We start from the raw sequence: 22787 nt of genomic DNA on the forward strand, positions 1-22787 counted from the left end.
CCTCCTTTTACTGAAAAGATTCGTAGATTGCGGTCATGATGCTTCCATAAGTACCAGTTGGGAACAGGTCACCTTCAAATTGATTAGGATTTGTTTCTGGTGAAACAACGGGTGAATGTTTCTTATTCGTCAGCAACACGACACCTAAATTGTGTTTAGGATCAATCAACGTCATGGTGCCGGTCCAGCCAGTATGCCCATAGGCTTCGTTACTTGCATATTTTCCAAACATCCATTCCATGTCAGTATGACCGTTTTTTCTCCAGCCTAGCCCGTAAGTTGGGTTCGTATCAGATGAGGCTGTAAAGAGATCGATAGAAGCCTGATCAAAGATGGTTGTTTTTCCATAGCCTCCTTTATTAAGCATCAGCTGAAGCAGCACGGCCATATCTGAGGTATTCGAGAAAAGTCCAGCGTGGCCGGAGATACCTGCCATTGAGTAATATGCTTTCTCATCGTGTACTTCACCTAGCAGGGTGTACCGTCGGATGTTTTCAAAATCGATGACACCGTCTCGTGAATTGCCTAAACGTTCAGTTGCTGCAAAATGCTTCGGCTTGAACCCTTTTTGCAGTGGATTGAACATTGTATGTTTGAGACCTAGCGGCCGATAAATCGTTGACTCGACATATTGATCAAGAGGCATGCCTGTTTTCTTCTCGATGATCATGCCTAGCAGCATGTAATCAATGTCACTATAAATGTGCTGGGTACCTGGCTTGTATTGCAGCGGTACCTTTGGCAGCCATTTCATCGTTGTTTTTCTGTCTTGAGAATAAAAAGAGCCAGCTGATTCTTTGCTATAAAATAAGACACTGGAAGGGAGACCCGCAGAATGGGTGAGAAGATCTTTTACCCTGAGCTGGTCTTTACCGGTTACTTTTGCATCAGGTTCATCCTGAAAATCTGGAAGGATGGTCTGTATTTTTTCGTTGACATCAAGTTTTTTCTCGTAGACAAGCTTTTGCAGGGCATAGTTGGTCGCATACATTTTTGTATTGGATGCCAGATCGAATAGTGTATCCTTTTTCATTTTTTTATACGATTTGAGCTCTGTTGTGCCATCGTATTTTTGCCGGTAGCCATAGGCTTTTTGATGGACGATTCTTCCGTCCTTGATAATGATGAGAGCGGCTCCTGGAAATCCTGCTTTGATGTCATTTTGAATCATTTGATCAACCTTCCTCAGCTGCCTGGAAGAAAATCCTACTTGTTCCGGTCGTTTTGCTTTTTTTAAAACGGGATATTCTTCAGGTGCTGTTTTAGACAAAGACGATACAGGATGGGAGCTAGTTGCAAATGTTTGTACTGGTAACCCAAGGAGCATGAACAGACATGTGATCAAAAGAAAACATTTCTTCAAGGTCTAGACCTCCTTATTGATTGTGATCCTCGAATTCAACAGCCATATCATCATGAAATCCAAATAAGTATGTGAAGAAAAATCCAGCAACATATGCGATAAATAGTCCAATTAAGTAAAGAAGCATTTGATGTGTGTGAACAATAAAGGTTAATGGAAGACCGGATACCCCGATGGCTTTCGTCGCAATTTGGAAGTAGGCTTGAAATGCGCCGCCGATTCCTGCACCAAGACAAGCGGTGAGAAATGGTCGTCCCAGCGGGAGTGTGACACCGAAAATGAGTGGTTCGCCAATGCCCAGCATCCCTGAAGGAAGTCCGCCAGCGATGGCTCTTTTGAGCTTTTTCTTTTTTGTTTTCATATAAATGGCGAATGCAGCGCCGACCTGTCCTGCACCGCCCATAGCGAGAATTGGCAGAAGCGGGTCATCTCCAATTGAATTGATGAGTTCCATATGAATCGGTGTCAGCCCTTGGTGAAGTCCTGTTACAACAAGTGGGAGGAAGGTAGCACCAAGAACAAATCCTGCCAAAATTCCGCCCATATTCAATAGATAAGTCAGTCCTGAGGTGATGGCATCAGATATAAATCCGCCGACTGGCATGAAGACAACGTACGTGAAAATGCCTGTAATGAGCAGTGTGATGGTTGGTGTGACGATGATATCAAGTGATTGCGGGACGAAGCGTCTAATTCGGGTTTCCACAAGTGCCATAAAGATGGCGGCTAGAAGAACACCGATGAGTCCGCCTCTGCCTGGTAGAATATTTGTGCCAAATAACATAATGTCTGCGGAGGCTGGGTTAATAATGAGGATACCAGCTAATGCGCCTAATGCAGGAGAGCCTCCAAATTCCTTTGCGGCATTTGTTCCGACTAATATCCCGAGATAAGCGAAAAGTCCAGAACCGATAACCGTTAAAATAATCGCAGCTTGAGATTTTTCGTCAAGCCAGCCTGCTTGCACGATTGCTTTTGTTATTCCGGTAATCAGACCTGAGGCAACTAGTGCCGGAATAATTGGAATGAAAATGCTGGCAATCCGCCGTAAGAACAGCTTGAACGGTGTGCGGTTCTTTTGTGAAATGGCTTGCTTGTTTTTTTGTGCTTCGTTGTTTAAATCATAAGAGCCAGAGGCATTTAGCAGCTCTTCAAACGCACTTGATACTTGGTTGACAACGCCAGTGCCTAAAATGATTTGAAGCGTTTCTGCTTCGACGACGCCAATGACGCCATCGAGTTCTTTGATTGCTGTGATGTGAACTTTTTCATTGTCGATCGGTGTAATTCGGAGCCTTGTCATACAATGTGTATGGGAAGAGATATTTTCAGAACCACCACAGAGTGAAAGAATATCTTTCGCCAACTGCTGATATTTCTTTTGATGACTCATGTTGAATCCCCCTTTGATTTTCGTTTCATGGAGCGGATGGCATGCCTTGTCTTGTCAATATATTGCGCTGTCTCTTCATATTGACGAGAAGCTAAACTGAGGAACAAGACATCAATTAAGTAGAGCTGTGCCATTCTAGAGGAAGTGGCAGCACTGCGAAAAGGTGCTTCATTGGAACCGGACGTCGATAGGTGAACATCACATAAAGCAGAAACGCTTGTATGACCTGGATGTGTTAAAGCAATGGTTTTCACTTGGTTGTCTTTTGCAAGCTGAAGGGCTTGAATGATGTCTAACGTTTCTCCTGAAAAGGAGATACCAAACACAATGTCATTCTCTCCCGCATTTGCAATGACCGTAGATGCAATGTGCATGTCAGTGAAGGCTGTCGCTGCATAGTTAATTCTGAGAAATTTCTGCTGGGCATCAGCTGCGACGATGCCAGATGCACCAACACCGATAAAATGAATTTGGTTTGCATGCAGCAGTAATTGAACAGCCTTTTCTAAAGCTTCTGGATTTAAAATAGAAGCGGTGTCCTTGATCGATTGAATCGAGTTTCCTGCTGTTTTTTGAATAATGGATTGAAGCGGTTCATCTTGTTCGATATCTCTGTAGCCTTGTTTATCGTCATGCATCAAGTCTCCAGCGATCCGCATTTTTAAATCGTGATAGCCATCCAGCCCGAGAGATTTACAAAGACGGATGACTGCAGAGCTGCTTGCGCCGGCTGCCTGACTGATTTCGTGTACTGTACTTTTAATGACTTTGTCAGGATGGGCAAGGATATAGTCTGCAATGATTTTTTCAGATTGTGGAAGCTTTGATTTGATTGTGTGTAGTAGGGTAAGTCCACCTGCTGACATGAGCTCTGCCTCCTTTAGGATTGATAACGTGAGATCGCTTTGTCGATGTGGTCATTCGTTTTGTTGAGTAAATCTTTGGCTGTTTTCTTGTCTGTGTTTGTTTGGAGCATGACGATGGCCGTTTTGACTTCTAAGTCTGCTGCTTCAAGAGTCTTCACGGCTTGTTCGTAGGAAGCGTTTGTCACATGTTGAATGATGGTGATGGCGCGTTCTTTTAATTTATGATTGCTGACTTTTACATCAACCATCAGGTTTTCATATACTTTGCCTTGTCTAATCATGACAGACGTGGAAAGCATATTTAAAATCATTTTATGAGCGGATGCTGCTTTCATTCTTGTTGACCCAGTGATGGCTTCTGGTCCTACAATGACCTCAATGGCGCAATCTGCAAGCTCGCTAATTTCTGCTTGTTCATTGCAGCTGAGTGCTACTGTTTTAGCTCCAATCGACTTTGCATAGTTTAAAGCGCCGATGATATAAGGTGTCCTGCCGCTTGCGGCAATACCGACGACTGTATCTTTTGATGTCAGGTGGATGTGTACTAAATCCTGTTTGCCGGCTTCTTCACTGTCTTCCACATCTTCGGCAGCTTGAGAAAAAGCTGAGTCTCCGCCTGCCATGATGCCAACAATGACATCAGGTGAGACGCTATAGGTTGGGGGACATTCGACAGCATCCATTACGCCAATTCTGCCGCTTGTTCCGGCGCCTAAATAAATGAGTCTGCCTCCATTTGAGATGGATTCATAAGCAAAGTCACTTGCTGTTTTGACATGCGGAAGTACAAGGTTGACTGCTTGAGCGACCTTCATATCTTCTTCATTGATCATCTGGAGTATTTCAAGCGGATCTGCTTGAGAAATTCCCATTGTGTTGGGGTTTCTTGATTCTGTTGTCAAAGAACGCAGTTGAGATGGCTGCATGTGACATACCTCCTTATTTCTTCATTTTCAGTATATTGAGTATGATATGAAATTTCAATATTATATTTGAATATTGAAATTATATTTCAGTCAAATTGTTGAACGAATAGGGAGTAAATAGTTAGAAAATAAAAAAAATAAAAATCCCCTTTACAAAAGGGGGACAACCTGTATATAATAACTTTTGTCAGCTTCACGGAAACAACAAACTTGACAAACTGGCCCGTTGGTCAAGCGGTTAAGACACCGCCCTTTCACGGCGGTAACACGGGTTCGAATCCCGTACGGGTCACCATGATGTGGAGGATTAGCTCAGCTGGGAGAGCATCTGCCTTACAAGCAGAGGGTCGGCGGTTCGAGCCCGTCATCCTCCACCATATGCCGGTGTAGCTCAACTGGTAGAGCAACTGACTTGTAATCAGTAGGTTGGGGGTTCAAGTCCTCTTGCCGGCACTGTTTTTTCTTTATCAATTCCATATGTGGAGGGGTAGCGAAGTGGCTAAACGCGGCGGACTGTAAATCCGCTCCCTCCGGGTTCGGCGGTTCGAATCCGTCCCCCTCCACCATTTTTGGGCTATAGCCAAGCGGTAAGGCAACGGACTTTGACTCCGTCATGCGTTGGTTCGAATCCAGCTAGCCCAGTTAAGACACCTTTTTGAAAAAGGTGTCTTTTTTTATGTTGGCAGAGGGACTGTATAACTATTCAAAATGTTGTCGAGTTGAGTCAGAAGGCATCAAGAAAGTAAAATATAAGCATGAACGGAAAGGGGATGTACATATGGGAGAGCAAAAAAAGGTCACGATTATTGGAGTTCCAATGGACTTGGGTCAAACGAGAAGGGGCGTCGATATGGGCCCGAGTGCGATTCGTTGTGCAGGCGTAAAAGAAAAATTGGAAACGCTCTCATTTGATGTAGAGGATCTTGGAGATATTCCAGTTGAACAAAGAGATGATGAGAAAGGTTTATATACAAGTGAAAAGCTGAAGAATTTGACGGAGAATGCTGGAGCAAATCAACTGCTTGCTGAGAAGGTTGACAGTATTGTGCAATCTGGTTCGTTTCCGCTCATTTTAGGCGGTGATCACAGCATTGCGATAGGCACACTTGCTGGGGTAGCCAAGCATTATGAAAACTTAGGTGTCATTTGGTATGATGCACACGGGGATTTGAATACGGAGGAAACCTCTCCTTCTGGAAATATTCATGGCATGCCGCTTGCTGTCAGTCTCGGTTTTGGGCATGCAGATTTAACGAACATTGGCGGTTATTCGCCTAAATTGAAGCCTGAAAATGTCGTTATAATTGGTGCTCGATCTTTAGATGAAGGAGAGCGGGCATTAATTCGAGAGAAAGGCATTAAAGTGTATACGATGCATGAAATTGATCGTTTAGGGATGACAAGGGTGATGGAGGAAGCGATTGCGTATCTAAAGGAAAGAACAGATGGTGTCCATCTGTCGCTTGATTTAGATGGATTAGATCCAGCGGAATGCCCTGGTGTAGGTACTCCGGTTGCAGGCGGCATTAGTTACCGGGAGAGTCATCTCGCAATGGAGCTTTTAGAGGAGGCAGGTATTTTAACGTCTGCTGAATTTGTTGAAGTAAATCCGGTTTTAGATGAGAAAAACAAAACCGCTGAAGCGGCAGTTGCGTTAATTGGTTCATTAATGGGTGAAAAGCTATTGTAGAGCGGGACTTGTTCCCGTTCTTTTTTGTTTTGGGAAAATTTAAGGATATGTTAAGGTTTTTACCGGTTGATAAGCGTAACACACTGTCAAAAATTTGTTACACTATTTTTTAGAGGAGAATGAAACCTTTTGGAAAGAGGTTCGTATACATAAAGACCGGTGAAGGCAGAGGTTGAATATACTATGGACACAATGATTAAAAAGAGAATTAAGCAAGTGAAAAAAGGCGACCAGAACGCATTTGCAGACATCGTAGACCTGTATAAAGACAAAATTTATCAGCTGTGCTACCGTATGCTTGGGAATGCACACGAAGCGGAGGATATTGCGCAGGAGGCGTTTATTCGTGCCTATGTGAATATCGAAAGCTTTGATGTGAATCGTAAGTTTTCCACGTGGCTGTACCGCATTGCAACCAACCTGACCATCGACCGTATTCGCAAAAAAAAGCCGGATTATTATTTAGATGCAGAGGTGGCAGGAACAGAAGGATTAAATATGTATTCTCAAATTGCTGCTGATGGCATTTTGCCAGAGGATGAGGTGGTGTCTCTTGAATTATCGAGTACCATTCAGCAAAAAATTCTAAGGTTACCCGACAAATATCGTTCGGTCATCGTATTAAAGTATATTGATGAACTCTCGTTAAAAGAAATAAGTGAGATTCTGAATATACCAGTTGGTACGGTGAAAACGAGAATACACAGGGGTAGAGAGGCTCTCCGGAAACAGTTGAGAGACCTTTGAGTGAGGTGATTTTGATGAGCTGTCAGGATAGAATCGTCCAGCTTATGCATCAGTATTTAGACGGGGACATTGAGCCCCAAGACGAAAAAGAATTAAAAAGCCATCTGCAATCGTGTGAGGAGTGCCGTACTCATTTTCAACAAATTGAGAAATCCATCGCGCTAGTGCAGAGTACATCTCATATAGAAGCACCATCTGATTTCACTGCAAAGGTGATGGCAGGTCTTCCAAAGGAGAAAAAGCATGTGTCGGTTCAAAGATGGATCAAAGCTCACCCGCTGATGGTAGCCGCTGCCCTCTTTCTCATTTTAATGGGAGGCAGTCTGTTTACGAGCTGGAATACCGATCATAATTTCAGTGTGTCAAAGCAGCCGAATCTCGTCGTTGAAAATGATACAGTGACCGTACCTAAAGGGGAAACCGTAAAGGGTGACATCACTGTCAAAAATGGCAAGCTGATTGTAGAAGGCAAGGTTGATGGAAATGTCACCGTCGTCAATGGGGAACAGCTGACTGCTTCTGCCGGACAAGTCACTGGTCAAATTAATGAAATTAATGAAGTGTTTGATTGGATCTGGTACAAAATGAAATCAACAGCACAAAACGTGATGCGGGTCATTGGTCCAGAGGAGCAAAAGTAACTCAAGCGGTTTAAGAGCAGTCTCTAAGGGGGCTGCTCTTTTTCTATACATTGCTGAGATTCAAGCATACTAGCAAGTCAGCCAGATATGGCAACTATTTTCCTTGCTGAAACAAAATGTGGTATAATAGCCACGCTATGTATTGATACATAGGCTCTTTTTTTATTAAAAAATGCATCAAACGAAGAATAACTGAAAATTCTGGAGGACGAGGAAATGGCTTTAGGGGATATTCCTTTTTTGCAGTACCTCGGTAATGCTGTTGATATTCTCGTTGTTTGGTATGTGATATATAAATTAATGATGGTCATCCGCGGAACAAAAGCGGTTCAGCTTTTAAAGGGAATTGTGGTCATTGTTCTCGTCAGGATGGGAAGTGCGTATCTCGGTCTTAACACACTTCAATGGCTGATGGATCAAGCGATTACGTGGGGATTCCTTGCGATCATTATTATTTTTCAGCCAGAGCTAAGGAGAGCGCTTGAGCAGCTTGGGCGCGGCCGTTTCTTCTCAAGAAGCGGGACACCTGTAGAGGAACAGCAGCAGAAAACGATCGAGGCAATTACAAAAGCAATTAACTATATGGCGAAACGCAGAATCGGCGCGCTGCTGACAATTGAGCGCGATACCGGAATGAATGATTACATAGAGACAGGAATTCCTTTGAATGCAAAGGTGAGTTCAGAGCTGCTCATTAATATTTTCATTCCGAATACACCGCTTCATGACGGTGCTGTCATTATGAAGCGGGATGAGATTGCAGCTGCAGCTTGCTATTTACCGCTGTCAGAAAGCCCTTTTATCTCTAAGGAGCTGGGGACGCGTCATAGGGCTGCAGTCGGAATTAGTGAAGTGACAGACAGCTTAACTGTCATCGTTTCTGAGGAAACTGGCGGTATTTCTGTCGCAAGGAATGGTGATCTCCACCGAGAATTGACAGAAGAAGCGCTTGAAGAAATGCTGATTGCTGAATTTAGTAAGAACAGCAAAGATGCTTCCTCGACCAAATGGTATTGGAGGGGCAAGAAAAATGGATAAGATTTTGAATAATCGCTGGGCCGTTAAGCTTCTTGCATTGGTCTTCGCTTTATTGCTGTATGGTGCAGTCAATTCAGCGCAAGCGCCCACGCCGAAAAAAATCGGTGAATCCTTTTTCCCAACATCGACGACAGATGAAGCAACTTTAACCGACATTCCTGTTAAAGCGTATTATGATGACGAGAAGTACGTCGTCACTGGTGTGCCGCAGACAGTCAATGTCACGATTAAAGGATCAACTAGTGCTGTGAAAACAGCAAGACAAACAAAGAATTTTGAAATTTACGCAGACATGCAGAACTTATCGACAGGTACACATAAAGTGGAGCTGAAGGCAAGAGATGTATCGAAGGGACTCACACTATCGATTAATCCATCTGTGACGACTGTGACGATACAAGAAAAAACGACAGCTGAATTTCCTGTTGAAACCGAGTTTTATAATCAAAATAAAATCAAAGACGGCTATTCACCTGAACAGCCCATTGTGAATCCGAAAAAGGTCACAGTTACTGGATCAAAGGACGTCATCGACAAAATTTCTGTCATTAAAGCTTTTGTAAACTTAGAGGATGTCGATCAGCAAATTGAAAAAGAAGCGAAGCTCACTGTGTATGATAGCAGCGGGAATGAGCTGCCAGTTGAAGTAAGTCCGTCCGTGGTGGATATTACGGTCCCAATCTCAAGCCCGAGCAAAAAGGTTCCTTTTAAAATTGAGCGGACGGGCAGCTTGCCAGAAGGGATCAGCATCTCAAGCATTGAGACAAGCCCGAGTGAGGTCACAGTGTACGGCTCTCAAAAGGTGCTGGATGCACTTGATTTTATTGATGGCGTCAAGCTGGACTTAAGCAAGATCAAAGATGATACGGAGATTGATGCCGAAATTCCCCTGCCAGATGGTGTGAAAAAGGTATCACCCGAAACCGTTAAGATCAAAGTGAAGGTTGCAACAGCTGAAGAAAAAAAGATCGATAATGTACCGATTTCTGTCGTGGGTTTGAGCAAGGATCTCACATCTGATTTTGTGAGCCCCTCTTCTGGACGGCTCACGTTAACAGCAAAGGGATCAAAGAGTGCGATTGATAAACTAAAGGCTTCAGATGTTGAAGCCTATATCAATGCAGGGGACTTGAACGAAGGAACCCATGAGGTCAAAGTTCAAGTGAATGGTCCTCAAAATGTGACTTGGACATTATCGAGATCAAAGGTCAAAGTGAAACTCACTTCTACTGAAACAGAGGATCAGCCGGCTTCGACGAATGATCGGAAGAATCAAAAAGATCAACAAGATCCATCAACTGATGACGATGATCAGGGTGAGAAGAGTAAAGAAGAATCCACGCAAGATAAAGCAAAGAAAGAATCGAGTCAAAGACAGCGGGTCAAAGAAGATAAAAAAGAGGACGAAGCGTCCTCTTGAATGGTAAAAAAGGAGCGATTGAAACATGGGCAAGTACTTTGGAACTGATGGTGTAAGGGGTGTAGCGAATAGCGAATTAACGCCAGAGCTCGCATTTAAAGTTGGGAGATTTGGCGGCTATGTGCTCACGAAGGATAAAGAACGTCCAAAGGTACTCGTTGGTCGAGACACACGTGTATCTGGTCATATGTTAGAAGGAGCGCTTGTTGCAGGCTTACTTTCAATTGGAGCCGAAGTGATGCGTCTAGGTGTGATCTCAACACCTGGTGTGTCTTATTTAACGAAGGCAATGGATGCTGAAGCGGGTGTCATGATTTCTGCTTCACACAATCCAGTTCAAGACAACGGCATTAAATTCTTTGGCGGTGACGGCTTTAAGCTGTCAGATGAACAGGAAAACGAAATTGAGCAGCTGATGGATCAGCCAGTCGATCAATTACCACGCCCAGTTGGAGCCGATCTTGGAACGGTGAACGACTACTTTGAAGGCGGTCAGAAATACCTGCAATTCTTAAAGCAGACAGCGGACGAGGATTTTACAGGTATTCACGTGGCGCTTGACTGTGCACACGGTGCAACCTCTTCTCTAGCGACACATTTATTTGCAGATTTAGATGCTGATGTGTCCACAATGGGAACATCTCCAAACGGATTGAATATCAATGATGGTGTAGGTTCCACTCATCCAGAGGCACTTTCTGCTTTTGTGAAGGAGAAGGGTGCAGATATTGGTCTTGCGTTTGATGGTGACGGTGACCGTTTAATTGCAGTCGATGAAAAAGGTGATATCGTAGACGGCGATCAAATTATGTACATATGTGCACGTTATTTGAAGGATGAAGGCCGGTTAAAGGATGACACCGTCGTGTCAACGGTCATGAGTAACCTTGGTTTCTATAAAGCGCTTGAGAAGCAAGGCATTAAGAGCATTCAAACAGCTGTTGGGGACCGCTATGTGGTCGAAGCGATGAAAAAAGACGGCTATAATGTCGGCGGTGAGCAGTCAGGTCATTTGATTTTCCTTGATTATAATACGACAGGTGATGGCATGCTTTCTGCGATCATGCTTGTGAATACGCTCAAAGCGACAGGAAAAACATTATCAGAGCTTGCAGCGGAAATGGAAAAGTTCCCGCAGCTTTTAGTGAATGTGAAAGTGTCTGATAAATATAAAGTAGAAGAAAATGAAAAAGTAAAAGCGGTGATCCAAGAGGTCGAAAAAGAGATGAATGGTGACGGCCGCATTCTTGTTCGTCCATCTGGAACAGAGCCGCTTGTACGTGTCATGGCAGAGGCGAAAACAAAAGAGCTGTGTAATGAATATGTGGCTCGAATTACAGCTGTTGTGAAAGAAGAAATGGGTATTGAGTAATAGATGAAAGCAAATCGCTAACAGCGGTTTGCTTTTTTTTCGAATAAGCGACATAAATGGATGGATTTGTACGAATCTTATAAGCGAGGGCAATTTGCCGCTGTCTTCATACATAGGAGAGCACATCAAAGGTAGAACGAGACAAGCCTCATCGCATATAGTGTATGGAGGTCTCACTTTCTCAAATGAAGGGGATTACCCGCACATTGTGATTGACGGAGGTCAGACCTTATAGTACAATCATCCTTGTGTTACTGGATTTTTATTCTATCAGGAAAGGCAGGGTAGATGTTCAGAAACTCTCTTATAATTATAGCGCCCGAACTAAGCGATCGGACGAAAGATGCTTAGTTGACGAGGATGGAGGTTATCGAATTTTCGGCGGATGCCTCCCGGCTGATCAAAAAAAGAGATCACAGCCGTAAGTGTTTCTTTAAAGCAAAGAGGTGACTCTTTGTACAAAGGGAATACACATGATCTCCCAAATTAAACATGTAGAGAGGGACGAAGAAATGTCCCTTCTATTTTAGTAGGCTTTCTTTGTCCCTTTCACATGATCGGGAGGAAGAAAATTTATGTGTGGAATCGTAGGTTATATTGGTCAGAATGATGCGAAGGAAATCTTACTAAAAGGTTTAGAGAAGCTTGAGTACCGCGGGTATGATTCAGCAGGTATCGCTGTGGCAAACGAAGATGGCGTGCATGTGTTCAAAGAAAAAGGACGTATCGCTGAGCTTCGTGAAGTCGTGGATGCAAACGTGGCATCTTCAGCAGGAATCGGACATACACGCTGGGCAACTCACGGTGTACCAAGCCATCTAAATGCGCATCCGCATCAAAGTGTTTCTGGCCGTTTTACGCTTGTTCATAACGGTGTCATCGAGAACTATGTACAATTGACACGCGAATATTTACAAGACGTCACACTAAAAAGCGACACAGATACAGAGGTTGTTGTTCAAGTCATCGAACAATTTGTAAACAGAGGTCTTGATACAGAGGAAGCTTTCCGTCAAACGCTTCTTCAACTAAAAGGCTCTTACGCGATTGCCCTTTTCGATAACGAAAACAAAGAAACAATCTATGTGGCGAAAAACAAAAGCCCATTATTGGTTGGTTTCGGCGAAGATTTCAACGTTGTGGCTTCTGACGCAATGGCGATGCTTCAAGTAACAAACGAATATGCGGAATTAATGGATAAAGAAATGGTCATTGTCACAAAAGACGAGGTTATTATTAAAAACCTTGACGGTGATATCATGACACGCCCTTCTTATATCGCTGAGCTTGATGCAAGCGACATTGAGAAAGGCACATATCCTCACTACATGTTAAAAGAAACGGATGAACAGCCGCTTGTTATGCGTAAAATCATCCAAGAATATCAAGACGAAAACGGCAAGCTGTCAGTTGCTGGCGATATCGCAAGCGCAGTAGCAGAAGCAGACCGCATTTACATTGTGGCTTGCGGAACGAGCTACCATGCTGGACTTGTCGGTAAACAATACATTGAAGACTGGGCAAAAGTACCTGTAGAAGTCCATGTAGCAAGTGAATTCTCTTACAACATGCCGCTTCTATCGAAAAAGCCGTTGTTCATCTTCCTTTCTCAATCTGGAGAGACTGCCGACAGCCGTGCTGTACTTGTTCAAGTCAAAGAACTTGGTCATAAAGCATTAACGATCACAAACGTACCAGGATCTACGCTTTCTCGTGAAGCGGACTTCACATTGCTTCTTCATGCAGGACCTGAAATTGCAGTGGCTTCAACAAAAGCCTACACAGCACAAATCGCTGTACTTTCAATCCTTGCATCTGTTGCAGCTGAATTAAACGGTCAATCTCTTGACTTTGATCTTGTGAAAGAGCTTGGTATTGTAGCAAACGCAATGGAAGCCCTTGTGGATCAAAAGGATGAAATGGAACAAATCGCTCGTGATTTCTTCACAGTGACACGTAACGCATTCTTTATCGGAAGAGGACTTGACTACTATGTGTGCCTTGAAGGTTCACTGAAGCTAAAAGAGATCTCTTACATCCAAGCAGAAGGCTTTGCTGGCGGAGAACTCAAACACGGCACAATTGCTTTAATTGAAGAAGGCACACCGGTCATTGCCCTTGCAACACAAGAGCACGTGAACCTCAGCATTCGCGGTAACGTCAAAGAAGTCGTTGCACGCGGAGCAAACCCATGTGTCATCTCACTAAAAGGCCTAGAAGACGAAGGCGACCGTTTCGTCCTTCCAGCTGTACACCCAGCACTTGCACCACTTGCATCTGTTGTTCCATTACAGCTGATTGCTTACTACGCAGCCCTTCACCGCGGGTGTGATGTGGATAAACCACGTAACCTTGCGAAGAGTGTGACGGTGGAGTAGGGTTAATTTTACTAAAGAAACACCCCTTAGAGAATTTGTTAAAGGGGTGTTTTTTGGTTCAGGTTATCTTTATTTGCGAATAATCACCATTTTCAAAGCGTTTAAGGAGATTTTCAATCTTTTTTATGGATGTTAATGATTGACTATAAACTCCAAGCTCTTTTAATAAAGAGATGTTCTCTATTTTGTAAACAGGTACTTCCCAATTATGTAATTTACGTTTTATTAAGTTACCTTTAATTAAAGAAGTCAATGTATTTTGGTGAATCGGAGGTAAATCCCAAAAATCAAAATCAGCTATTTCTAATTTCTCAATAAGATTTTGTTCGTCATTAATACTATATTGTTGGCCAATATGATTAATCTCATCATGCTGTTCATATTCCAATAACAGCTTCATAGTAGACATGAGTTGTAATACCTTTGATGGTTCATCGCCATGCCCCAAGTGCTTCATAAATCGCTTAATGGCAGGTTCAACATAGAATTGATTAAAATGATATGGTTTTAACTCTTCGAAAAGCCGATATAATATGCTTTCCCACTCACTGTTATAGATATAGTATTCTCCAAATTCAGGATAAAATAGTTCGGATAATTCTTTTCCATTCTCCAGTTTTATTTGTTTAATTTTTTTTGAGTTTTCACCCCATATTTCAGGGTAGATTTCAAGTAATTCATCATCATCAACGCTAAAACATATACTCATCGAAAAGCAAGCGACGAATAATGGAATATGAATAAATTGTAACCACTGTTCATCCTCTAATATTAAATGGTCATAAACAATATTTTTGAGTGAAGGATTATCTGCTAAATGATCTCTATAAATGTTACTTTTTAAAAATTCTCCTTTTCGGAATAAAGGTTTTTCCCGATACATGAATGAATAAAATGAATCAATACAAAAGTTAGCTAAATTTATTAATAATGTGGAATCACCTTGAGTTAAATGGGTTAACATCTTCATATATAAGTCGCTTTCTCTCTCAGGCATTATTGAACCGTCTTTTTCTAACGTTGAAATTAACAAATTCAAAGATTCTTTCGTATTTAGTAATTGATAGATGTAAACTGGTGAATAATTGTCTAATGTGAGAATTAGTTTATCTTTGACCACATTCGAAAGTTTGCTTTTAGATATAAGTTCGATAACTTCATCGTTTTCTATTAATGCCTCTTCTTTTCCGTACATCCAATCATATGCGTTATATTTTACTGTATTTAGGTCATGTTCACTTGAATTATCCTCAGTTGGCAAATGACTGTTCGTTATTGAATAGTCATTATTTATTCGTGTAGGAGAACGACCATATAAAAGCTCAATTTCTTTATCCATTTCTATTGAGTATTGAACGCTAAAAAAATCACATAATTCAGGTATGCTATCAATTAACATATCTAATTCTACATCCATGGAGTTTTCATCTAAAAAATCTAACTCTGAAAAAATTAATTGTTTTATATTTTTTCTGATTTTTGAGTTAAAAGATTCATAAAATATTTCGTACTCCTTAGGAAATATTTCTCGAAAACGCTCCATTGCTTTATAATGAAACACACTAAAGGCGTTTTTGAAGTATTTATTTATTAATTTATAACCGTTAAAAGCCATTCCAATATTTGTGCAACTTACGATATAATCAGGTAAATTATGCAAATCATTATATCGATATTCTTTAGGATCATTACTCCCCATATCAATACAGTACTGATTGATTTTATACTCTAAAAATTTATAAAGTCTCGGTTGTTTTTGATTTTGTGTTAGATAAATTCTAAGTAAATCAAAGAATCTATCTAAGCTCCCCTTTTTTAGTTCTAAAATATCAATATTGTATATATTATCGTTTTCTGAAAAACTATTTGTATAATCATCATAATGTTCTATGCAACTTTGTATGATCTGTTCACTAATATTTGAACTACAAGAAGGTGATATATTTTTAAGTAGAAAAAATAATTGATTATAGAAGGAGCAGCAAGGCAGTAGTTTAGGAATCCATTGTTCACAATTCTCTTTCAAGAAGTCAAGCAGAAAATCTTGTGCTGATGGGTTTATAAAATATATAAAGATATCATCATACTCATCATCATAAACGGTCTTGATCATGGTTTCTTCAAGTTCTCTAAGACTCTCACTTAAATTCTTCGTATGCGTTTCATTGAAATAATAATGTAAAGAATTTTTGTAGCCGACTTCTACATCCTCTTGTAATGAAGGTGTTGAAGTAATTAGTAGTAAAAAAGCTAAAAACTTTGCTTCGTTAGATAAATTATCAAAAATATCTCTCCAAAAATCACTTGGACAATCTAAATAATTTAACAATCGATTTAAGTAATCTTCTGGTGTTTCATAATTTTGAGGTTTTTGATCTAAAAATAGTGATAGTACCCTTGGATTATAATTGTCGTGATATACAATTTTATCTGTATGAAGATGCAAATAGTTAACATGCTCATAGTTTAGTTTTGAGTAGTAGAGACGACTAAATAAAATACTTGCTTTTTCACTCTCTGAGTATGCTTCCAAGTTGCAAATTAAGGTATAGTTATCAAATACTTTTTTTAGTAAAGGGCTTTTATGAATGAGTTGTTGAAGAATATATTCTCTTGTTGTAATAATTAATCTTGTATCATTAGGAAAATTTTCGATATCCTTTATTAACTTAGCTAAGCGTTCTTCTTCTTTTTTATTCTTTTCTTTTTCGAGGATACTTCCCCAGTAATCATCTAAAATAAAAACTTGTATTTGGTCTTCATCTAACATACTGTATATATCATCGATTGAGTATACCCATCTAAATCCGTTTAATTGATCTTGATACAAATGGGCTAAAGCTAGAATTTGAGCGATAGTTGTTTTTCCAACACCTGGTTCTCCGGAAAGTATGATAGTTCGGTTAATGTCCCAATTTGTAACTGCTGATCTATAGACTTTTGAGGGTATAAAAGTTTTTGCTGTTTTACAAGCATCTTTTAATCTATAGGCAGACTCTCTATAAATACGACTATGTAGATATTCTTTTAACAAGTGTTCAAGCACATTTGAGTTTGGAATTAAAAGCTTTGGTTGATTAATTATCACTTTTCTGTAAGTTGGCTGTGAAAGAAGTCTGTTCAGTTCAACTCTATCTAATATATCGTGCTCAGTCACATTGAATTCTTTAAATAATTCAACAATATCTTTCGTTTGTTGACGTGTTAACGCCATTGATATCCCTAAGATATAGCGATCTGGTTTTAATTTGCGAACTTTTTGTAGATCTTGCTTTAAAGAATGTATTAAAGGCTTAAAAGCTTGCTGAGCATAACGCTTTACTTGTATGACGGTTTCAGTTTTACCGTCTGTATAAAAACCATCAATGCCTTGATCTCGCCCCTCTTTAAAGGTTCTAAAGGGAACGTTATCTCTTTGAGAGACTACATCACATACCAACACTTCAAACTCTAATGGTTGAAGTAATGCATGAAAATCGTAATTAGACAATTTTCTTCTTCCTTTCACATGTTGATAACGAGTAATTATATCATAATTTATGTAAATATGGTTATTATTTCAATGTTTATTTGTAGCTAGCTTCTTCATACTAGATCGGACATAAAAGGTTAGGCTAACTATCTCCTAATGCATGGATAAAAGTACTTTAAGAAAAGGGGAATAACAAATGACCAAACATAAAATTTACACAATGAGCTTTGCAAAAGTCTATCCTCTCTATATCGCAAAGGCAGAGAGAAAAGGACGAACAAAGGCTGAAGTCGATACGATTATTTGTTGGTTGACGGGGTACAGTCCGGAAGAGCTACAGGAACAGGTGGACAAACAGACAGACGTTGAAACTTTTTTTGCTGAGGCTCCTGAGCTTCAACCTTCCCGCAGTTTAATCAAAGGCGTCATTTGTGGTGTTCGGGTAGAGGACATTGAGGAAGAAACCATGAAAAACATTCGTTATCTAGATAAGCTGATTGATGAGTTAGCGAAAGGAAAGACGATGGAAAAGATTTTGCGAGGTTCATCATGATCATCACAAGCAATCCCAGTGAACTTACTTTCACTGGGATTTTTTATATTTATAGACCATTCGACCAATAAAATAAAACCTATTTGAACGAATTCCCTCTTCATGTCGTCAAAAGAAGTGTTACCAAAACAAATTGGCGTTTGAAAAGGGAGTGGCGTGGATGGATATGAAGATGATATTACCTCTTATTTTGCTGCAAGCGATTTTGATGGTGATTGGTTTGTTTGATTTGCTGAAAAGAGATCCATCGAGGATCAGAGGAGAGGTGAAGTGGGTTTGGGCTTTGGTGATTGTGTTTGTGGCGAGTGCCGGTCCTATTGCGTATTTCATATTTGGTCGTAAACAATCTTAGTAGGGGGGATTCGCTTGAATATGTTGGAGTGTCACGGGCTGACGAAATCGTATGGACGGCATGAAGTGTTAAAAGAGGTTTCTTTTTCTGTTGGGGAAGTTGGATGTGTTGGTTTTTTAGGAGCCAATGGAGCGGGGAAGACAACGACGATCCGGATTTTGACGGGGCTTGCTCGTCCTACTTCTGGGGTCGTGAAGGTGGCTGGTTCGGATGTCGCAAAGGAGATGGACCAAATCAGTCATGTGATTGGGTATTGTCCGCAGCATCCTGCATTTTATCAGGATATGACGGGGCAGGAGTGGATGCATTGGGTTGGCGGGTTATTTCACTTAGAGAAGAAAATCATTCGCTCCAAAACAGAGGAGCTGTTGAAGCTTTGCCGGGTGTATGAGGCGAAGGATTGTGCCATTGGCAGCTATAGCGGAGGCATGAAGCAGAGGCTTGCCATTGCGCAGGCGCTTATCAACAGCCCGAAGGTTCTCATCTTGGATGAACCTGTGTCTGCACTTGATCCCATGGGGAGAAAAGACGTTCTGACATTAATTGAGCATCTGAAACAAGAGATGTTGATCTTTATGTCGACCCATATTTTAGATGACATTGAACGTGTGGCAGATCATATTATCATGATCAACAGTGGCAAAATTGAGATGTCTTCTTCCATGAAACAGATCAAAGAAGACTATATCCAGCCAGTGATTGAATTTCAATTAGAACAACAGGATACGAAATTATTGGCTTTGTTAAAAGAGAGGGATTGGGTGGAGGAATGCTTTGAGACAGGAGATGCTTATCAGGTGCGAGTGAACGATCAACAAATAGCATTGAAGGAGCTGCCTCGTCTTATCACTGAATCTGGCGGTGTTCTCCTCCATTATCGACTATCTAAGCTGACGCTTGAAGATATTTTCATGAAGGTTGTGAATGCATGATGATGTTGAAAAAGGAATTTAGGGAGTTATTCACTAGTTATAAAATGTTGTTTGTGCCAATCATTTTTACGATTTTAATGATTACGCAGCCTATTACGCTCAAAATGCTGCCGGATCTTCTATCGAAATCAGCTAATTTACCTGAAGGATCTACATTTTATATACCAGAGCCTAGTGCAGGAGAGGCTTTGGCGAGTGCATTGAGTAAATTTGATTCGCTAGGTGTGTTTATCCTGATTATGATCGTGATGGGGACGATCGCTGGAGAGCGTGCCTCTGGAGTAACCGCGATGATTATGGTGAAACCGATCAGTCGAACGAGTTACTATGTCTCGAAAATATGCGCCTATGCCTGTTTGACTTTGTTTAGTTTGGTGGTGGCGGTGCTTGCCTCTGTTTATTATGTGGACATTCAATTTGGGCATGTGAATTGGGTCAATGTGTTAAAAGGAACACTTCTTTATTATCCAAATTTATTGCTGATTGTGGTATCGACCATTTGTGCTTCGGCGTTCTTTCAACGCTCTGTCACAGCTGGCGGTGTGTCGCTTTTGATCAACCTTATTCTGTTTACCGTCCCTTCATTTTATGAAGAGACATTAGGCAAGTTTGCGCCTAAAGGCGTGACAAGTGCAGCCGAAGAGATGATTCATAAGGGGACTTATTCGGATCAGGCACTTACAAGTTTTTTAGGTGTATCGGTATTGATTGTTTTCTTTTTTCTCATCGGATGGTTTCTTTTTAGAAAACAAGAATTATAGCAGGCTGTTGCGATTGCTTCTTCAGGTTTACTATGAGCATAAAAATCTGAATAAGGTAGAAAGTTTGATATGATGATAAAAATTGACTGTATTTTCAGAAAAGGGGTTTTTATTCATGAGAATATCACGTAATCCTGAGACCACTCACCCGCCAGTTGCACCATATACCCATCAAATAGAGACAACAGGGCCACAGCGGTGGTTAACCTTATCAGGTCAAGTGGGGATGGAGGTGGATGGAACAATTCCCGAGAGCCCGTTGGAGCAGCTCGAACTAGCATTAGAGAATGTGAAACGAAATGTAGAAGCGGCAGATATGGCCGTCGAAGATATAACGAAACTAGTTTTTTATCTCGTGGGAGAGTTCGATGCTGAGAGCAGGAAACGAATCATGGGGCAGTTTTTAGGCGATCATCTGCCTTGTATGACAATGATTTATGTGGTGGCATTGGCTTCTCCTGCTTTAAAGGTAGAGGTGGATGCTTGGGCGTGTCAGGAGATCGTTTTGGGTTAATAGATAAAAGATTGGGATACTGCAACCCAATCTTTTTTTATTTTGTACATAATCTATTTTCTTTTTCCGTTGTATATAGAATAGATTACCTCATTCCTATTACCTTGTTATTCTCTATATGGTAATATTAGGTTTATAGATTAGTAGGTCTAATGACATTCGTTTTTTGATTTTATAACACATCATAGATAAGCATACATCACTCTAATCAAAGGGAGAGATTTGATGCCATTCATGGAGGTTCAGAATGTAAGCAAACGATATAGCAATGGTGATGGGATAGAGGATTTGTCGTTTTCCATCGAAGCAGGTGAGGTTGTGGCACTGCTTGGGCCTAATGGTGCCGGGAAGACGACAACGATTCGATGTTTAACGGGTCTATATAAACCAGATGGAGGGGAAATTCTCATAGAGGGTTTCCCGCCTGGTCATTCCCATGTTCAAAAACAAGTCGCGCTTATTCCTGATCACCCCTATTTGTATCCAGACCTAACGGTTGCTGAACATGTTCAATTCCGTGCACGTGGATATCATAAAGGCTTAAAACAGATCAAGGAAAAGGTATATGGAGCGTTGAAAGAAGTAAATATGGAAAAAAAGATGAATGAACTGTGCGGAAGGCTGTCAAGAGGCCAAAAGCAGCGTGTTGTCTTAGCAGGGGCCATTGTTCAAGATGCCTCCCTTTTTATATTAGATGAACCGACTGTTGGGTTAGATATACCGTCAAAACAGTGGCTGTCGGATTGGCTGAGACAAAAAAGCAGTCAAGGTGGCTCGGTCTTTGTGTCGACTCATAGTCTGGAGTTCGTTCTCGATACGGCCAGCAGGGTGGTATTGATTCGAGATGGTGCCATCATGAAGAACATGGATGTTCCTCAATTAAAGGAAGAACAGAGTGAGTGGAGGGCAGAAGTCATTCAACTTCTGGGGGAGTGGTCAAGTGAATAACACACTCTCCCTATTATGGATGAAATCTCAAAGGCGCTTTATCAGTAAAAATCAAGAAAAGAAAATGCCTTTTCTGATCTTACTTCTTTTCATTGCGGCAATTGGTTTTCAGCTAAGCGCAGTTTCAAGTATGGGTGATTGGAATGCGGTTGCAGCTGGGTGGATCATTGTCTGTTTGTTTGTTCTCTATACGGGGTTTGGCTTGTTTACAAATCGGCTGCCTAGTCAAATGAACGATATCATTTGGTTATATGGAAATGGCGCTTCTCTATGGACAGTTGTCATCAGTGTATGGTTGTATCACATTTTTTGGCGAGGGGCTCTTCTTATTGTCTCTGCTGTGACTGCGGATCTACTTCTGTTTTTTATGACGCATCAGTACCCGTTTCTGCTTGGAAAATCACTCATCCTGACAGGGCTGTTATGTTTGGTTGAAACTTGGATGATTGCGATGTCTTGTGCTAGAACCATTCGAGTATACAAGCGTTTGCTCTTACTCGGCTTTGTATTGATGTTTTTCAGCTATGCACTGCTTGTTTTGAATCAATTAATGATGAAACAGCCCTCAGTGATGAACTTTGCTGATTCTTTGATGTTTCAAGCTGGGCGTATGATCGAAGAGTTCTCCATTCTTTCTGTCTTCATTTTTATTGGAGTGATGTTTCTATCTTTCATGATGATGTACAAGGCTAGTCATCGTTTAGAGATGAAGGAGTCTTTAGTCAAGGAAGCAGTATTTTGGGAGGAATTTGAGGGGAAACATATTCAATCAAGTCCAATCGTTCAAAAAAAGAGCAGGACATGGTGGGGACTTCCGGCATTAACGGGCATTTGGGCTTTTCTTTGGATTGAATTATTGCTGATAAAAAAATATATCACCTTCCATGTGCTATTTACCATGCTGTTAATTGGTACTTACTATGTCGTCTTTACTTATTTTTCAGATTGGCTGAATCTATTCTTGATCGTCATCGCGGCATCCGTTCTTTTTAGTTCATATTATGCAGGGATTGTAAGACACGCACAAACAGGAGTGCTCTACCTTTTTCCAGGTGCTTTATATCAAAAAATCATTCTGTTAGAAGCTTTTCAAACCTTTTGGCTGTATGCTTTCTACTTGATTTCTCTTTATTTGGTTGAGATTCAGGATGTTTTGTATTGGACCTTATTTGGTGGAGGAGTTTATATATGGTTTTTGGCCATACGGCTCTTTGCCTTTATGCAGCCTCTGAGAAGAGAAAGGAGTTTTGCTTTGGCCGCCTATTATCGATCATTGCTATTTGCGTCTGTGATCAGTGCTATGGTCATGATTAGTATTCATCTCATCACTGATGGCTTGTTGACTACAATTGTATCCCTAGCGGCTGGGGCTGGATTTTATGTGCTTTGTTATCGATACCGTGCGGTTCATTAAAAAGAGG

General features: G+C 41.0%; 19 protein-coding genes and 5 tRNA genes. 19 read left to right on the plus strand and 5 right to left on the minus strand.

The features are described 5' to 3' along the window. Positions 1 to 7: 7 nt before the first annotated feature. From pbp4b to murQ, 4 genes are read right to left on the minus strand one after another with little or no spacing between them, the layout of a single operon-like run. Positions 8 to 1363: a penicillin binding protein PBP4B gene (pbp4b, locus tag NSQ25_RS01010; RefSeq protein WP_326136122.1), complete on the minus strand. Its 1356-nt coding sequence runs from the start codon at positions 1361 to 1363 to the stop codon at positions 8 to 10. A 13-nt stretch (positions 1364 to 1376) separates the two neighbouring features. Continuing rightward, the gene (locus NSQ25_RS01015; protein WP_326136121.1) at positions 1377 to 2756 is read right to left on the minus strand and encodes a PTS transporter subunit EIIC; all 1380 of its coding nucleotides are present in this window, start codon (positions 2754 to 2756) and stop codon (positions 1377 to 1379) included. Further along, complete coding sequence (locus tag NSQ25_RS01020; RefSeq protein WP_041106088.1) at positions 2753 to 3622, minus strand: MurR/RpiR family transcriptional regulator; 870 nt, start codon at positions 3620 to 3622, stop codon at positions 2753 to 2755. The genes NSQ25_RS01015 and NSQ25_RS01020 overlap by 4 nt, the downstream gene beginning before the upstream one ends. Before the next feature lie 14 nt (positions 3623 to 3636). Continuing rightward, positions 3637 to 4548 carry an N-acetylmuramic acid 6-phosphate etherase gene (murQ, locus tag NSQ25_RS01025; protein WP_326136120.1) on the minus strand — a complete coding sequence of 304 codons (912 nt, stop codon included), beginning with the start codon at positions 4546 to 4548 and terminating at the stop codon, positions 3637 to 3639. Positions 4549 to 4768: 220 nt separating this feature from the next. Between murQ and NSQ25_RS01030 the strand changes: the two genes are divergently transcribed. The 12 genes from NSQ25_RS01030 (at position 4769) to glmS (ending at position 13834) form a co-directional block, all read left to right on the plus strand. Then, positions 4769 to 4843: transfer RNA gene (locus tag NSQ25_RS01030), tRNA-Glu, on the plus strand. A gap of 6 nt (positions 4844 to 4849) precedes the next feature. Continuing rightward, positions 4850 to 4925, plus strand: a tRNA-Val gene (locus NSQ25_RS01035). Between the two features lie 3 nt (positions 4926 to 4928). Beyond that, positions 4929 to 5001: transfer RNA gene (locus NSQ25_RS01040), tRNA-Thr, on the plus strand. A 28-nt stretch (positions 5002 to 5029) separates the two neighbouring features. Continuing rightward, positions 5030 to 5114: transfer RNA gene (locus NSQ25_RS01045), tRNA-Tyr, on the plus strand. A gap of 4 nt (positions 5115 to 5118) precedes the next feature. Then, positions 5119 to 5190 (plus strand) — tRNA-Gln (locus NSQ25_RS01050). 136 nt (positions 5191 to 5326) lie between these two features. Beyond that, positions 5327 to 6238, plus strand: a complete 912-nt coding sequence (gene rocF, locus NSQ25_RS01055) for an arginase (RefSeq protein ID WP_024424450.1) — start codon at positions 5327 to 5329, stop codon at positions 6236 to 6238. Between the two features lie 183 nt (positions 6239 to 6421). Further along, positions 6422 to 6985, plus strand: a complete 564-nt coding sequence (gene sigW / locus NSQ25_RS01060) for an RNA polymerase sigma factor SigW (RefSeq protein WP_024424449.1) — start codon at positions 6422 to 6424, stop codon at positions 6983 to 6985. Between the two features lie 14 nt (positions 6986 to 6999). Then, positions 7000 to 7626 (plus strand): anti-sigma-W factor RsiW, encoded by a 627-nt coding sequence (rsiW, locus tag NSQ25_RS01065; RefSeq protein ID WP_326136119.1) that lies wholly within the window; start codon positions 7000 to 7002, stop codon positions 7624 to 7626. A 216-nt stretch (positions 7627 to 7842) separates the two neighbouring features. Continuing rightward, complete coding sequence (gene cdaA / locus NSQ25_RS01070) at positions 7843 to 8664, plus strand: diadenylate cyclase CdaA (protein ID WP_008344027.1); 822 nt, start codon at positions 7843 to 7845, stop codon at positions 8662 to 8664. Continuing rightward, entirely contained in the window at positions 8657 to 10084 is a 1428-nt protein-coding gene (locus tag NSQ25_RS01075) for a YbbR-like domain-containing protein (protein ID WP_061110477.1), read from the plus strand. Before cdaA ends, NSQ25_RS01075 begins: the two co-directional genes overlap by 8 nt. A gap of 25 nt (positions 10085 to 10109) precedes the next feature. Beyond that, positions 10110 to 11456 carry a phosphoglucosamine mutase gene (gene glmM, locus NSQ25_RS01080; protein WP_034284242.1) on the plus strand — a complete coding sequence of 449 codons (1347 nt, stop codon included), beginning with the start codon at positions 10110 to 10112 and terminating at the stop codon, positions 11454 to 11456. A gap of 575 nt (positions 11457 to 12031) precedes the next feature. After that, positions 12032 to 13834 (plus strand): glutamine--fructose-6-phosphate transaminase (isomerizing), encoded by a 1803-nt coding sequence (gene glmS, locus NSQ25_RS01085; protein ID WP_326136118.1) that lies wholly within the window; start codon positions 12032 to 12034, stop codon positions 13832 to 13834. A 58-nt stretch (positions 13835 to 13892) separates the two neighbouring features. Here the strand turns inward: glmS and NSQ25_RS01090 are convergent, their stop codons facing one another. Further along, positions 13893 to 17324 (minus strand): restriction endonuclease, encoded by a 3432-nt coding sequence (locus tag NSQ25_RS01090; protein WP_326136117.1) that lies wholly within the window; start codon positions 17322 to 17324, stop codon positions 13893 to 13895. A 178-nt stretch (positions 17325 to 17502) separates the two neighbouring features. Between NSQ25_RS01090 and NSQ25_RS01095 the strand changes: the two genes are divergently transcribed. The 7 genes from NSQ25_RS01095 (at position 17503) to skfF (ending at position 22780) form a co-directional block, all read left to right on the plus strand. Beyond that, positions 17503 to 17859, plus strand: a complete 357-nt coding sequence (locus NSQ25_RS01095; protein WP_326136116.1) for a DUF2200 domain-containing protein — start codon at positions 17503 to 17505, stop codon at positions 17857 to 17859. A gap of 160 nt (positions 17860 to 18019) precedes the next feature. After that, on the plus strand, positions 18020 to 18211 hold the full coding sequence (locus NSQ25_RS01100; RefSeq protein WP_003217265.1) for a PLD nuclease N-terminal domain-containing protein: 192 nt from the start codon (positions 18020 to 18022) through the stop codon (positions 18209 to 18211). Positions 18212 to 18225: 14 nt separating this feature from the next. Beyond that, positions 18226 to 19143 carry an ABC transporter ATP-binding protein gene (locus NSQ25_RS01105; protein ID WP_326136115.1) on the plus strand — a complete coding sequence of 306 codons (918 nt, stop codon included), beginning with the start codon at positions 18226 to 18228 and terminating at the stop codon, positions 19141 to 19143. Then, positions 19140 to 19904 (plus strand): ABC transporter permease subunit, encoded by a 765-nt coding sequence (locus tag NSQ25_RS01110; RefSeq protein ID WP_211043979.1) that lies wholly within the window; start codon positions 19140 to 19142, stop codon positions 19902 to 19904. Before NSQ25_RS01105 ends, NSQ25_RS01110 begins: the two co-directional genes overlap by 4 nt. Positions 19905 to 20019: 115 nt before the next feature. Then, positions 20020 to 20418, plus strand: coding sequence for a RidA family protein (locus NSQ25_RS01115; protein WP_326136114.1), 399 nt, complete (start codon positions 20020 to 20022; stop codon positions 20416 to 20418). Between the two features lie 225 nt (positions 20419 to 20643). Next, positions 20644 to 21366 carry an ABC transporter ATP-binding protein gene (locus tag NSQ25_RS01120; protein WP_034284233.1) on the plus strand — a complete coding sequence of 241 codons (723 nt, stop codon included), beginning with the start codon at positions 20644 to 20646 and terminating at the stop codon, positions 21364 to 21366. Continuing rightward, on the plus strand, positions 21359 to 22780 hold the full coding sequence (gene skfF / locus NSQ25_RS01125; protein WP_326136113.1) for a sporulation killing factor system integral membrane protein: 1422 nt from the start codon (positions 21359 to 21361) through the stop codon (positions 22778 to 22780). The genes NSQ25_RS01120 and skfF overlap by 8 nt, the downstream gene beginning before the upstream one ends. Positions 22781 to 22787: the final 7 nt, after the last annotated feature.

The organism is Bacillus sp. FSL R5-0512, assembly GCF_038593295.1.
GTDB classification, from domain to species: domain Bacteria; phylum Bacillota; class Bacilli; order Bacillales; family Bacillaceae; genus Bacillus; species Bacillus safensis.

Coding starts and splice junctions, on each gene's coding strand:
- NSQ25_RS01095 (WP_326136116.1), top strand. CDS start 17,503: ATGACCAAACATAAAATTTACACAATGAGCTTTGCAAAAGTCTATCCT.
- NSQ25_RS01075 (WP_061110477.1), top strand. CDS start 8,657: ATGGATAAGATTTTGAATAATCGCTGGGCCGTTAAGCTTCTTGCATTG.
- cdaA (WP_008344027.1), top strand. CDS start 7,843: ATGGCTTTAGGGGATATTCCTTTTTTGCAGTACCTCGGTAATGCTGTT.
- NSQ25_RS01120 (WP_034284233.1), top strand. CDS start 20,644: ATGCCATTCATGGAGGTTCAGAATGTAAGCAAACGATATAGCAATGGT.
- NSQ25_RS01115 (WP_326136114.1), top strand. CDS start 20,020: ATGAGAATATCACGTAATCCTGAGACCACTCACCCGCCAGTTGCACCA.
- sigW (WP_024424449.1), top strand. CDS start 6,422: ATGGACACAATGATTAAAAAGAGAATTAAGCAAGTGAAAAAAGGCGAC.
- glmS (WP_326136118.1), top strand. CDS start 12,032: ATGTGTGGAATCGTAGGTTATATTGGTCAGAATGATGCGAAGGAAATC.
- NSQ25_RS01100 (WP_003217265.1), top strand. CDS start 18,020: ATGGATATGAAGATGATATTACCTCTTATTTTGCTGCAAGCGATTTTG.
- rocF (WP_024424450.1), top strand. CDS start 5,327: ATGGGAGAGCAAAAAAAGGTCACGATTATTGGAGTTCCAATGGACTTG.
- NSQ25_RS01110 (WP_211043979.1), top strand. CDS start 19,140: ATGATGATGTTGAAAAAGGAATTTAGGGAGTTATTCACTAGTTATAAA.
- murQ (WP_326136120.1), bottom strand. CDS start 4,548: ATGCAGCCATCTCAACTGCGTTCTTTGACAACAGAATCAAGAAACCCC.
- glmM (WP_034284242.1), top strand. CDS start 10,110: ATGGGCAAGTACTTTGGAACTGATGGTGTAAGGGGTGTAGCGAATAGC.
- NSQ25_RS01015 (WP_326136121.1), bottom strand. CDS start 2,756: ATGAGTCATCAAAAGAAATATCAGCAGTTGGCGAAAGATATTCTTTCA.
- rsiW (WP_326136119.1), top strand. CDS start 7,000: ATGAGCTGTCAGGATAGAATCGTCCAGCTTATGCATCAGTATTTAGAC.
- NSQ25_RS01020 (WP_041106088.1), bottom strand. CDS start 3,622: ATGTCAGCAGGTGGACTTACCCTACTACACACAATCAAATCAAAGCTT.